Annotated in this window: 13 protein-coding genes; 5 read left to right on the top strand and 8 right to left on the bottom strand. The window is 57.0% G+C overall.

The features are described 5' to 3' along the window. Positions 1-12 precede the first annotated feature (12 nt). Positions 13-1,110, bottom strand: coding sequence for a 4-hydroxyphenylpyruvate dioxygenase (gene hppD / locus AC2TAD_RS09675; protein ID WP_480867383.1), 1,098 nt, complete (start codon positions 1,108-1,110; stop codon positions 13-15). Between the two features lie 146 nt (positions 1,111-1,256). Between hppD and AC2TAD_RS09670 the strand changes: the two genes are divergently transcribed. Together AC2TAD_RS09670 and AC2TAD_RS09665 are read left to right on the top strand one after the other, a co-directional pair. Next, on the top strand, positions 1,257-1,712 hold the full coding sequence (locus tag AC2TAD_RS09670) for an Lrp/AsnC family transcriptional regulator (protein ID WP_170352849.1): 456 nt from the start codon (positions 1,257-1,259) through the stop codon (positions 1,710-1,712). A gap of 15 nt (positions 1,713-1,727) precedes the next feature. Beyond that, positions 1,728-3,608, top strand: a complete 1,881-nt coding sequence (locus tag AC2TAD_RS09665; protein WP_170352848.1) for a monovalent cation:proton antiporter-2 (CPA2) family protein — start codon at positions 1,728-1,730, stop codon at positions 3,606-3,608. A 22-nt stretch (positions 3,609-3,630) separates the two neighbouring features. Here AC2TAD_RS09665 and cobT read toward each other — a convergent pair whose 3' ends face one another. Next, positions 3,631-4,644, bottom strand: a complete 1,014-nt coding sequence (gene cobT / locus AC2TAD_RS09660; RefSeq protein ID WP_480867382.1) for a nicotinate-nucleotide--dimethylbenzimidazole phosphoribosyltransferase — start codon at positions 4,642-4,644, stop codon at positions 3,631-3,633. Positions 4,645-4,723: 79 nt separating this feature from the next. Here cobT and cobS point away from each other — a divergent pair, with 79 nt between their 5' ends. Then, on the top strand, positions 4,724-5,488 hold the full coding sequence (cobS, locus tag AC2TAD_RS09655) for an adenosylcobinamide-GDP ribazoletransferase (RefSeq protein ID WP_480867381.1): 765 nt from the start codon (positions 4,724-4,726) through the stop codon (positions 5,486-5,488). Here cobS and AC2TAD_RS09650 read toward each other — a convergent pair. The 6 genes from AC2TAD_RS09650 to AC2TAD_RS09625 form a co-directional block, all read right to left on the bottom strand. Beyond that, positions 5,485-6,255, bottom strand: coding sequence for an ion channel (locus AC2TAD_RS09650; protein ID WP_170750707.1), 771 nt, complete (start codon positions 6,253-6,255; stop codon positions 5,485-5,487). The genes cobS and AC2TAD_RS09650 overlap by 4 nt on opposite strands. 114 nt (positions 6,256-6,369) lie before the next feature. Continuing rightward, positions 6,370-6,879: a CarD family transcriptional regulator gene (locus AC2TAD_RS09645; RefSeq protein ID WP_170352844.1), complete on the bottom strand. Its 510-nt coding sequence runs from the start codon at positions 6,877-6,879 to the stop codon at positions 6,370-6,372. Between the two features lie 283 nt (positions 6,880-7,162). Further along, positions 7,163-7,501 carry a ferredoxin FdxA gene (gene fdxA, locus AC2TAD_RS09640; RefSeq protein ID WP_170352843.1) on the bottom strand — a complete coding sequence of 113 codons (339 nt, stop codon included), beginning with the start codon at positions 7,499-7,501 and terminating at the stop codon, positions 7,163-7,165. 66 nt (positions 7,502-7,567) lie between these two features. After that, positions 7,568-7,933 (bottom strand): RNA-binding S4 domain-containing protein, encoded by a 366-nt coding sequence (locus AC2TAD_RS09635; RefSeq protein WP_480867379.1) that lies wholly within the window; start codon positions 7,931-7,933, stop codon positions 7,568-7,570. Positions 7,934-7,939: 6 nt separating this feature from the next. Continuing rightward, complete coding sequence (locus AC2TAD_RS09630) at positions 7,940-10,750, bottom strand: helicase-related protein (protein WP_480867377.1); 2,811 nt, start codon at positions 10,748-10,750, stop codon at positions 7,940-7,942. A 16-nt stretch (positions 10,751-10,766) separates the two neighbouring features. Continuing rightward, positions 10,767-11,375 carry a tetratricopeptide repeat protein gene (locus AC2TAD_RS09625; protein ID WP_170352840.1) on the bottom strand — a complete coding sequence of 203 codons (609 nt, stop codon included), beginning with the start codon at positions 11,373-11,375 and terminating at the stop codon, positions 10,767-10,769. A gap of 31 nt (positions 11,376-11,406) precedes the next feature. Between AC2TAD_RS09625 and AC2TAD_RS09620 the strand changes: the two genes are divergently transcribed. Together AC2TAD_RS09620 and AC2TAD_RS09615 are read left to right on the top strand one after the other, a co-directional pair. Continuing rightward, positions 11,407-11,697: an SCP2 sterol-binding domain-containing protein gene (locus tag AC2TAD_RS09620; RefSeq protein ID WP_170750697.1), complete on the top strand. Its 291-nt coding sequence runs from the start codon at positions 11,407-11,409 to the stop codon at positions 11,695-11,697. Further along, positions 11,697-12,662: an alpha/beta fold hydrolase gene (locus tag AC2TAD_RS09615; RefSeq protein ID WP_480867375.1), complete on the top strand. Its 966-nt coding sequence runs from the start codon at positions 11,697-11,699 to the stop codon at positions 12,660-12,662. The genes AC2TAD_RS09620 and AC2TAD_RS09615 overlap by 1 nt, the downstream gene beginning before the upstream one ends. The last annotated feature ends 2 nt before the right edge of the window (positions 12,663-12,664 follow it).

Below are 12,664 nucleotides of genomic sequence, written 5' to 3'. Positions count from 1 at the left end.
TTGATAACCAGCTCAAGCCGCTGATATTTCACCACTTTCGATCTGCTCGCGCTCGATGGATTCGAACAGCGCCTGAAAGTTGCCCTCGCCAAATCCATCGTCACCTTTGCGCTGGATGAACTCGAAGAATATCGGCCCAATCACTGTTTTTGAGAAAATCTGAAGCAAGATCCGCGTTTCGCCACCGTCCAGAACGCCTTCGCCGTCGATCAGAATGCCGTGTTTCATCATCCGATCCAGTGGCTCTTCGTGGTCGACCACGCGGTCTTTGGACATTTGGTAATACGCTTCGTTTGGGCCGGGCATGAATTTCAAACCCTTTTCGGCAATCGCATCCGTCGACGCATAGATATCCTCGCTGCCGACGGCGATATGCTGGATGCCTTCACCCTTGTACTTTTTCAGATAAGAGACGATCTGCCCGGTCTCGCCGCGATCTTCGTTGATCGGGATGCGAATACGGCCACAGGGCGATGTCAGCGCGCGGCTGTAAAGCCCTGTGAACTTACCCTGAATATCGAAAAAGCGGATCTCACGGAAGTTGAACAAATCGCCGTAAAACTTGAACCACTTGTCCATATTTCCCTTGTAGACGTTGTGGGTGAGGTGATCGAGGTAATAAAACCCGTCACCCCGCGGCTTGGACTGTTCGGTCCACTTGAACTCTTGGTTGTAGGGAGACGTCTCATAATATTGGTCGATGAAATAGATCAAAGACCCGCCGATCCCTTTGATCGCAGGTACGTCCATCGTTTTGTCCGCAGCATCATAGGGCTCGGCGCCCTTGCTGACCGCGTGTTCATAGGCTTTTTGCGCATCCACGACGCGCCACCCCATCGCCGGTGCACAAGGGCCATGTTCTGTAACAAAATTAGCTGCAAAACTGTCCGCATCCGCATTGAGGATGTAAGTCACATCGCCTTGCTGCCACAGTTCCACCGATGGCTTCGTCTTATGGTGACCGACCAACTCAAAGCCCATCTTGGTGAAAAGATCACGCAGCTCTTGCGGGTTGGGATGGGCAAATTCGACAAATTCGAAACCGTCGGTTCCGGCGGGGTTTTCGTTGCTGATGGCGGATTTCGGGGCGTTATGCGGGAAGGGTCCCATGGCGCGTCTCCGTGAAAACAGGAATTTCTTTGCTGATTCCAAAATACGCCTTATTCGGCGCTGTTTCTGCGCATTGTTTTCGAGTAAACTAGGTGGAAACGCGCGATATCCGCACCAAAACAGATTTTTACGAAAGAAGTCCGCATATGCTGGATTCCACCGATACGCGACTCTTATCAGCACTTCAGACAAATGCGCATCTGACGGCGCATCAGCTGGGTGAGATGCTGAACCTGTCGCCCAGTCAAGCCGGCCGCCGTCGTCAAAGGCTGGAGGCTGAAGGATACATCACCGGCTACGCCGCGCGTCTGGACCCGCTGAAGCTGGGGCTGCAGGTACAAGGCTTTGTTCAGGTCCATCTCGGCACTCACGGTCCGGAACAATCCGAAAGTTTTGCCCGCATGGTCGACACCCGGCCCGAAATCACCAGCGCTTGGACGATGACAGGTGAGGCAGATTACCTGCTTCATGTCTATTGCGACGATCTATCCGCCCTCAATCGCTTGCTTCATCAGGTGATACTGCCGCATCCTGCGGTAGCACGTGTGCAAAGCCAGATCGTTATGGACCAACTCAAGCGCGACGCGCCCCTGCCTACCTGACCCAAAGAGGATAATATGGACGATTTCCTTTACCAGGCTTCGATCTATCTGGCTGCCGCCGTGATCGCTGTGCCGCTGTCGGCGCGCCTGGGGCTTGGTTCGGTCTTGGGATACCTGGCCGCAGGGATCGTCATAGGGCCCATGTTTGGACTGGTCGGCGCCGAAACCGAAAGCCTGCAGCATGTGGCCGAGTTCGGCGTGGTCATGATGCTGTTCCTGATCGGGCTGGAACTGGAACCCCGCGCTTTGTGGGACATGCGCGAGCGCTTGCTGGGATTAGGTGGCCTTCAGGTTTTGCTGTCTACCGGAGTGATCGCGGGCGTTGCCATCTACGCCAATCATCCATGGTCCGTGGCACTGGCAGTCGGTTTGACCTTGTCTTTGTCCTCAACAGCGATCGTTTTGCAAACCTTGTCCGAAAAAGGCTTGATGCAAACGAACGGAGGGCGCGCGACTTTCTCGGTGCTTTTGACGCAAGACATTGCAGTGATCCCGATCCTTGCGCTGCTACCGTTGCTGGCCCTGCCGGCGATTCCGCAAATTCAGAATGACGGTTCCATAAACAGGGCCGCAACGGACCTTCACGACAAGGCGCATCACAGCTTGTCACTGGTCGAAGGCCTGCCGGGCTGGGCCGTCACATTGGTCACTATCGGTGCCATTGCCTTTGTCATTCTGGCTGGTGTCTACCTGACCCGCCCCCTATTCCGCTTTATCCATGCTACGCGCCTACGTGAGATGTATACGGCATTGGCATTGATGATCGTTGTCGGGATTTCCTTTTTGATGACGTTGGTTGGCCTTTCCCCGGCCCTCGGTGCGTTTCTGGCGGGGGTAGTGCTGGCCAGCTCGGAATTCCGGCATGAGATGGAAAGCGATCTGGAACCCTTTAAGGGTTTGTTTCTGGGCCTGTTCTTCATCACCGTCGGGGCCGGAATTGACGTCGCCTATTTCTTCAATGATCCGTTCGATCTGATCGGGCTGGCCCTTTTAGTCATCCTCGTCAAAGGGATCATTCTTTTTCTGGTCGGCCGCGCGTTTAAATTACGTGGTCGCGATCATTGGCTGTTCACGCTGGGGCTGGCGCAAGCGGGCGAGTTTGGGTTTGTTCTACTTGCCTTTTCGACCCAGCAGAACGTCATCCCTCCAGATTTGTCACAAAAGCTGCTGATGATCATCGCTTTGACCATGTTGATCACGCCGCTTCTGTTCATCATCTATGACCTGTTGTCGCGCCGGATGAGCGACGGCGCTCCGACACCCGAACCCGATGAGATAGATGAAAAAGGCCCTGTGATCATTGCCGGGATTGGCCGTTTCGGTCAGATCGTCAACCGGCTGGTTCAGGCCAGTGGGACCAAGACGGTCGTTTTGGACCACGACATTGAGACGGTCCAACTGATGCGTCGGTTCGGCGTCAAAGGGTTTCTGGGCGACCCCACCCGTCCTGAACTGCTGCGCGCCGCTGGCCTGGAAAAAGCTGCTGTTTTGGTGGCCGCGATGGACGATCCTAAACAAGTTACTCGTCTGGTTGGGTTCGCACGTCGTCAGCGACCCGATTTGCACATTATCGCCCGCGCCCGGGACAGAACCCATGTCTATGAACTGTATCAGGCTGGCGCCAATGATATCGTGCGCGAGATGTTTGACGGATCACTGCGTGCTGGTCGGTATGTTCTGGAAAACATCGGCCTGAGCGAATACGAGGCCGCGCAGGCCGAACAGACCTTCTATCATCACGACAGGATGTCGGTACGCGAGTTGGCCGAGCTTTGGATTCCCGGAATGCCGACAGCCGAGAACAAGAAATACATCGAACGGGCCCGACAGTTCGAAAAGGATCTCGAAACCGAGCTGTTGGAACTGGCCGAAAAACACGCCAAAAAGTCAGCGTGACCCAAAGGGTCAGGCCATAAGATCAACCGTCTGACACGCCCGCCTCGGCAAAAGTTGCCATGCCAGAATGACAGGCCACTGCGCTTTTGAGGATATTGATCGCCAGAGCGCCACCCGATCCCTCGCCTAGTCGCAAACCAAGGTTCAGCAGCGGCTGTTTGCCCAGCTTTGCCAAAACCGCGCCATGGGCACCTTCGGCACTTTGATGTCCAGCGACGGAATGATCCAACGCGCCGTCGGCGACATCCGCCAAACACGCAGCGGCGGCCGAGCAGATGAAACCATCCAAGATGACCGGGATGCGCAATACCCGCGCTGCCGCGATCGCTCCAGCCATGGCGGCGATCTCGCGTCCGCCGAGACGGCGCAGAATTTCGATCCCATCACCCGTGCCGCCATGCAGCACAACGCCCTCGGCCACAACACGGGTTTTATTCGCAAGACCAGCGTCGTCTACACCGGTGCCCCTGCCCGTCCAGTCCGCAGCGTCACCGCCAAACAAGGCGCAGGCAATTGCGGCAGCCGGGGTGGTGTTGCCAATTCCCATCTCGCCAACCACCAACAGATCGGCGGTTGCGTCTACCGCGTCCCACCCTGTGCGAAGCGCGGCCAACACCTCGGCCTCAGACATCGCAGGACCCGCGGTGAAATCCGCTGTTGGACGGTCCAACTCAAGCGCATGTACATCCATGGTCGCTCCAGCCGACTTGGCAAGCTGGTTGATGGCCGCTCCGCCATGCTCAAAGTTCATCACCATCTGAACGGTGACTTCCGGTGGAAATGCAGACACACCCTGCGCCGTTACGCCATGGTTTCCGGCGAAAACAATCACCTGCGGTGCCGAAATCTGTGGCCGCGCATCCCCGCGCCAACCCGCATACCAGATGGCCAGATCCTCAAGCCGCCCCAATGCGCCGGGTGGCTTGGTCAGTTGCCCATTTCGGTCTGCGGCTCCGTTCACAGCGTCCTGATCAGGGCCCGGCGCACGAAGAAGGGCATCTCGAAAGGAATTTAGGTCTTTAAGTTCAGGCAGCATCCAAAGCCTCGTTGCATCAGAGTGGTCCTGTGTGTTTAACCGAAGCAATCCATCCAACAAGACCCTGAAAGGCGTGGAAATGGCAAAAAACGACACGGTGCCCATTTCCTTGTGGGATATTCCGCTGGCTTTGGTCCTGTTGACGCGTTTGCCCGTCCCCAAACTGCCTTCGCAGGTATTTGCGCGACAGGCCAGCGCTGCATGGGCCTTTCCTTTCGTCGGAGCTATTCTTGGCGCTTTGGCCTGCTGTGTAGGTTGGGCTGCGATGTCAATCGGGCTGAACGCCACGGCCAGCGCCATTTTGGTGGTAACCGCACTAATTCTGTCCACTGGCGCCATGCACGAGGATGGCCTGGCAGATACAGTTGACGGGTTTTGGGGCGGCTTCACCCCCGAACGTCGGCTGGAGATCATGAAGGACAGCCACATTGGCACGTATGGCGTTTTGGCGTTGATCATGTCACTTTTCTTACGCGTCACCTTGATAGAGACGCTGCTCGCGGCCCAGTATTTCTCGGCAATTTTGGCAGCAAGTGTCTGGTCGCGCGCGATGATGCCTCCTGTTATGGCCAGCTTACCGAATGCACGAGGGTCGGGGCTGAGCCAATCGGTTGGCGCCCCAAAGATATCTATTGTCGCGGGCGGCGTCGGATTGGCGTTCGGGATTTGCGCAGTTCTGATCGGGATTTCCGCTTTAGCGGCCGTTCTGTTGAGCGCGCTGGCAGTTTTTGCTCTGGCAATGGTCGCAAGGTCCAAGATCGGCGGTCAGACAGGCGACGTACTGGGCGCGACTCAGCAAATCTCTGAAATCGCTATGCTGCTGACATTGGTTACTTTGCTTTAGGACGAGCCACCTGTCTCAATCCGCAGCACCTCGCCGCAGTGTTTGCAATGAACTGCATCGGGGTCGTGACGGAATAGGCCGCAACTCGGGCATTTGTAGCGCACCTTCTGCGGCATGAAAATTGCCTGCGCGAGACGCACAAATAGCGCAACACCGACCACCATAATGAAAACTGAAAAGAGTTTACCACCCGGAGTGGCCAATGTGATGTCCCCGAAGCCAGTGGTGGTCAGCGTCGCCATCGTAAAATACAGCGCGTCGATATAGGCTGTCTGGCTGTTCTCAGGGATGAAGAATACCAAAACAGCTGTCGAGGTCACGAACACAAAAACCAAAAGGTTGATCGCCGCGATCACCGCATCTTCATGTGTGCGGAAAAACGAGCTGTCACGGCGCAGGTCTCGCAGCAAGTGATACGAATGAATCAAGCGCAAAGCCCTGAGAATACGCAAAAACGCCAGATTACCAGTGATCAGGGGGTCAAGCATCAAAGACAGAATGACTACCACATCCGCCAGTGTGTAAACCTTGAAGAAAAGCTGCCAGGGTTTCTTTGCGATCCACAGACGGGCAGAAAAATCCAACAGGATCAAAAAACCCACGATCATGCTGGCGGCTGAAATTCCGGGACCATGAGGAATATGCGCCGTGGCAATAAAGAAAACGATAGTTCCGGCGTCGAACAGGATCAGACAATATCGGAACCAGACCGACACCGGATCGTGGCCGATATATAGATACCTGAGAGTTTTCTTTATCCTTGCCATCTATCCGCCTCTACCCAAACGGAAATTAGCGGATTTTCCTCAGTTCACCAAGCCCGTCAAACGGAAAAGGCCGCCTGTGATACAGGCGGCCCATCGAAATTTGTAGTAGGTCGATTAGGCGGCGCGCGATGTCAGGACTTCGTCCACTTGTTTGGCCGCAGACACCTCGCCTGCCCCTGAAACGGCGGCAACTTCACGGGTCAGACGCTCAAGCGCAGCCTCGTACAGCTGACGTTCGGAATAGCTTTGTTCGCGCTGATCATCGGTGCGGTGCAGATCGCGGACAACTTCGGCGATCGAAATCAGGTCGCCTGAGTTGATTTTCTGTTCATATTCCTGCGCCCGACGCGACCACATTGCGCGCTTGACCTTGGCCTTACCCTTCAAGGTTTTCATCGCTTGGCTAATGACGTCCGGTGAACTCAGCGACCGAAGGCCAGATTCTGTTGCCTTGTTGGTCGGAACGCGCAAGGTCATCTTGTCTTTTTCAAAAGAAATCACGAACAGCTCGAGCGAATATCCCGCGACTTCCTGCTCCTCGATCGAGATGATCTGTCCCACGCCATGGGCTGGGTAGACAACATAATCGTTCGGGCGGAACTCAAGCTTTTTCGACTTAGACATACAGGTTCATCCTTGGTTAAATGAGCTGGACAACAGACAACAATACGCCCCAACCCGCGCCACTCTGGCCCGGTCAGGCGGTTTGTTTGTCTAAAAATCAAAACTCCAAAGCGTACATACTTACGGAGTCATCCCCAGCTCAGTCATCATTCAACTACCAAGTATATCACAAAAATGCGACACACGAAAGCAGCGCGGATAGACAAAGCATTAAATTTAAATAAAAACAAAATGTTAAGAGGATTTCTTGCTCTTAAACTAAAGAGTTTAGGCGGCGAATCGCTTAACCGCCTTCACCCGGTGCTTCCGAGAAATACTTCTCCATTTTACCCTCTTCACCGTCGCGTTCTTCGGCTTCGGGCAGCGGGTCTTTTTTGGTAATGATAACCGGCCACATTTCCGAGTATTTCCGGTTGAACTCGACCCATTGGTCCATGCCCGGCTCGGTGTCGGGGCGGATGGCGTCGGCGGGGCATTCGGGTTCGCAAACGCCACAGTCAATGCATTCGTCCGGATGAATGACCAGCGTGTTTTCACCTTCATAGAAACAATCCACCGGGCACACTTCGACACAGTCGGTGTATTTGCAGCCAATGCAGTTTTCAGTGACAACGTAGGTCATGTTCGGATTCCCGTTTGCGCTTTGGACGTCTAGCTAAATCAGTATGGCGTCAGCTTCAAGATAGGATCAGCTATCGAGATTGCGAGAAAGATCAAGCGCGCGCCGATCTTTCTTGGTTGGACGACCTTTTCCTTCAAAGCTTGGATTTCGCGGCGGCTTGTCCTGCTTTTCGGTCAAATCCGTATATAGCGTTTGTGCCTCGGGGGCCGGGCCGCGGCGTTCACCCAGTTTTTCCACCCGCACAACACACACAATGCGGCCCTGCGGAAAGGTCAGAACGTCTCCGGGGCTGATGGCTGTCGCCGGTTTCAGCACCCGGTTGCCGTTCAAGCGCACATGGCCGCCGCTGACCTGTTTGGCCGACAGGCTGCGGGTCTTGAAGAACCGCGCCTGCCACAGCCATTTGTCGATCCGCAGCTTGGCCTCGGACATGCGCGTTTAGTTGCCGTCCTTCAGACCCATCAACGCAGCGGCGAAGGGGTTGTCGGGATCAATGGCTTTCTCTTTCTTGGGCGGACGGGCCGAGAAGGATTTCGCGCCTTGCGGCTTGCCACCCTTTTTGCCCTGCGGGCGGCGGTTGTCCTGAGGTTTGCCACGCGGCTTGCCCTTGCCCTGCCCCTGTTCGCGGCGCGGACCGCGGTTTTGCTGGCGCTGGCGGCCCCATGTGAAGGTGTAGAACACCTCAACCTCGGGCTCATCAGTTGCGGGTCCTGCGACCGGAGCCTTGGCTGCCGCCTCGGTGCTTTCGGTGGCCTCGGCTGGCGCCTCGGCGGGTGCGGCGGCCTCATCCGTCGCACCTGCGTCGGCCGAGGTTTCCTCAGTCACAGGTTGCTCGGACGCTTCTGCCGCAGGTTGTTCAGCAGGAGCGGCTTTGACCTTTTCACGCTCGCCACGCTCGGCCTTGTAACCCAAGCCTTGCATCAGGTCGGCGAATTGCTCGAGCGTCATACCGGTGATCGAGAGCATGTCGGGCTTGGCTTCGAACCCACCACGACTGTCCTCAGACCGCAGCATGTCGGCCAGACGTTCCAGCATATCGATACGGATCGAACGCTCACCGGCATCGCGGTAACCGCACATTGTGTCATAGCCCCGCGGCGCGTCCTTGGCGACTGGCACCGTGACCAGGCCCGGAGGTGGCGCTTCGGGAAATTCCTGCAAGCCACCCGCAAGCGCCCACAGAACAAGACGTAGGCGCGTCGGCGCAGGTTTCAGCAGCAGCGGCATGAAGATGGTAAACTGGCCAAACCGGATACCGTGCTTGCGCAGCGCTCCGCGGGCGTCCTGATCCAGATCCTTCACGTCTTGCGCGACCTGCGCGCGAGGCAGAATGCCCAATGCCTCGACCATGCGGAAGGCAAAGCCCTTGGCCAGACCGCTCAGCTCCTCGTCCCGTGACAAGTTCAGCAGCGGTTCAAACAGCGCGGCCACCTTGCGGTCGATGAAGTGCTGCAAGCGGCGCTGCACTTTTTGTTCGACGTCGGGGCCTGCGGCTTCATCCACGAAGACCTCGACCATGGGCTTGAGCGGTTCTGCCCCGGCAACCAGCTTGCCGACGGCATATTCGCCCCACATCAGGCCACCTTGTTCGGTGAAATCAATTTCGGTATCGGGCGCGTTGTAGAAGCGATCGGCGCGCAGATGGAATTGCGGCGCGAGGGCCTGCAAGGACGCCGATTTCAAAGCTTTCGCCTCGGTCCCCTGCGCAGCCTTGTCCGGGCTAAACCGGAACCCTTCCAAACGACCGACGAATTCGCCTTCGACGGTCACTTCACCCTTGTCATTTACTTCGGCCAAAAGGGCCTCCTTCTGTTTGAGCCGCCGCAGCAAAACGGATGTGCGCCGGTCCACAAATCGTTGGGTCAGACGGTCATGTAATGCATCTGACAGCCTGTCTTCTACAGTGCGCGTTTCCTCACGCCAATGGGATTCGTCACGAACCCATCCGTTTCGTTGCGCAACATATGTCCAGGTGCGAATATATGCTAGCCGTTTGGAGAGCGCATCAATATCTCCGTCCGTCCGATCAATCCGGCGGATTTGCCGCGCCATGAAGTCATCAGGGATCGACTGGCGTTCGTGCAGATGCCCGTAGATCACCTCGAGCAGGCTGGCATGTTCCGAATGGCTGATGCCGCGAAAATCGGGGATTCGGCACACATCCCACAGCAGGCGCACGGATTGAGGATCGCTGGCGCGGGCCATGACCTCGGTCACTTGTGACAGCGATTTCAGCACGTTCAGATCGTCGGCGGGCCGTGCTTTGAGCAGGTTTTCGTTGTCTGGACTGACTTCTAGCGAGTCGATCAGCGCCTCGATGGATCCGAACCGCAAGGCAGCATTCCGCCAGTTCAGCTTTTTCATCGGCGTGAAGCGGCTGTCCATGATCGCTTGTGCTGTGCCTTCGTCCAACGGCGGGGCCTCGCCCGTGACGCCAAACGTGCCATCCGACATCCCACGCCCGGCCCGGCCTGCGATCTGGGCCAGTTCGTTTGGGGCCAAGGGCCGCATCCGCCGACCGTCAAACTTGGTCAGCGAAGAAAAAGCCACGTGATTCACGTCCAGATTCAAGCCCATACCGATGGCGTCGGTGGCGACCAGATAATCAACTTCGCCATTCTGATAGAGGTCCACCTGCGCATTACGGGTGCGCGGGCTGAGCGCCCCCATGACCACGGCCGCCCCTCCCTTTTGACGACGCAGCAGTTCCGCGATGGCATAGACGTTATCAACCGAGAACCCGACGATGGCGCTGCGTGGAGGCATCCGGCTGATCTTTTTCGACCCGGCATAGACCAGTTGAGACATCCGTTCGCGCCGCACGAACTGTGCCTCGGGCACCAGTGCTGATATGGGACCACGCATGGTGTCCGAGCCTAGGAACAGCGTCTCGCTTGTACCGCGAGACCGCAGCAGACGGTCGGTGAAAACATGGCCGCGTTCAGGGTCGGTACACAGCTGGATTTCGTCGATGGCCACGAAATCGGCGCCAATACCCTCGGGCATCGCCTCGACCGTGCAGACCCAGTATTGGGTGCGCGGCGGCACGATCCGTTCTTCGCCCGTAACAAGCGCCACGACGGACGGCCCGCGAATGGCGACGATCTTGTCATAAACCTCGCGCGCCAGCAGACGCAGCGGCAGGCCGATAACACCTGTCCGGTGGCCCAGCATCCGCTCGATCGCGTAATGAGTTTTGCCTGTATTGGTTGGGCCCAGTACGGCCACGATTCGGGATGACCCGCTCACTCTTGCCCCCTGCCCCTTAGAGGGACGAGCCCTCGACCTGAGGCTTCAGTCGATTCACCGCATTGGTTACTTCTTCATGATGGGGATGTATAGCCAATGCACGCTCGTAGACAGCCAGCGCTTTGTCCGGTTGGCCAATAATCTCAAAGATCAGGCCAAGACCGTAGATCGCTTCGTAATGGTTCGGGTTAAGTGTCAGCGCGTATTCCAGATCAGCGGCTGCCAAGCCAAACCGTTCAACCCCAAAAAATGCCGACGCGCGTACGTGCCACCCTTCTGCAAAGTCAGGCGCATGATCGGTCAGCGCCGTCAGATGTTCGATAGCCGCCTTTGTATCACCGTCATCCAGCGCCTCACGTCCCCGTTCCAGCAAAAGATCAGCCGAGGCTGAACCCGATAACGACCACAGAGACTTGAGTTGACGATCAATGCCAATCGCTTGATCGGGTGTTGATTGCGCCAATTGCTGCAATAGCTCGGCTTCATCCCGTGAATCTGCCTGCTGTGCAAGACAAGGGATGGAAAACGTGACTAGCAGCGCGGTTGCCGCGACGATACCTTTGAGATTGGTGCTTGCAATGCTCATAACAACGGTCAGTGTAGCGTAGCGCAGGAGGATGTCCATTCCCTGTGCTCAAATCAAAGTGAGGAGAACCATGAGCGACACTCTGGAAAAAGCCGCAGCGGCGCTGAACGAAAAACTGGCCGACAGCGGCTTTGGCGCATCCGCCAAGTTCGCCATTGAAGGTGTGGGTTCGATTGTTCTGGACGGCAGCGGCGCGCGTGTCAGCGACGAAGAAGCTGACGTCACCATGAACGCTGATGTCGACACGTTCGAACAAATCCTTAGCGGTGAGCTGAACCCGACCGGTGCTTTCATGTCCGGCAAGCTGACCGTCGATGGTGACATGGGTGTCGCCATGCAACTGGCATCGGCGCTGGCCTGATGGAAATGTCGTCGGCCCCTTTGTTCGAAGACGTGGCCGGCGCACCCGCCGGTGGACAGGCCCATTGGCTGACGACCTCTGACGGGGTTCGCATCCGAGTGGCTCATTGGCTGCCACAGGGTGATGCGGTCGGGACTGTGTTCATGTTTCCCGGCCGTACAGAATATATCGAGAAGTACGGCAATGCCGCGACTGAGTTTGTCGGGCGTGGATTTGCATTTCTGGCGATCGACTGGCGTGGTCAGGGGCTGGCCGATCGCCCTCTGGACGACCCGCGTGTCGGACATGTCGATACGATACCGGATTATCAGATGGATGCTCAGGCCGCTTTTGCGCTGGCCACAGAGCTGGACCTACCCAAACCGTGGCACGTCATCGGTCACTCGATGGGCGGTGCCATTGGCCTGCGGGCTGTACTTGAAACTGACAAGTTTGCCACCTGCGCGTTTACCGGGCCAATGTGGGGAATATTCTTCACCCCATTGATGAAACCGCTGAGCAGGTTGACCGCCTATTGGGGCCCTCGGTTCGGGCTGGGTGAGAAAACCCCGCCCACGACATCTTTGGAAAGCTACGTCCTGTCGCAACCGTTTGAAGGCAACGTGCTAACGCGTGATCCAGCGATGTATCAGATGATGCAGGATCAGCTCAACGTCCATCCCGAGTTGGTGCTAGGCGCACCCTCAACAATCTGGCTGCGCGAGGCGCTGGACGAATGCGCTTGGTTGATGGAGCAAACTGCCCCCACCATTCCGTGCCTGACTTTCCTTGGAACCCATGAACAGATCGTCGACCGCAAGGCGATCCGCGCCCGTATGGCCAACTGGCCCAGCGGCACGCTGGTGGAAATCCCCGACGGCGAACACGAGGTTTTGATGGAAGCGCCTGAGGTCCGCGGCCCCGTTTTCGACCAGTTGGCGGCGCAATTCATGGCTGCCGAACGTGAACCTGCCCTGTCTGACTAACA

The organism is Ruegeria sp. HKCCD7628 (assembly GCF_057221005.1).
The sequence above is the reverse complement of the archived record's forward strand: the minus strand, read 5'-3'. Positions and strand labels throughout refer to the sequence as shown.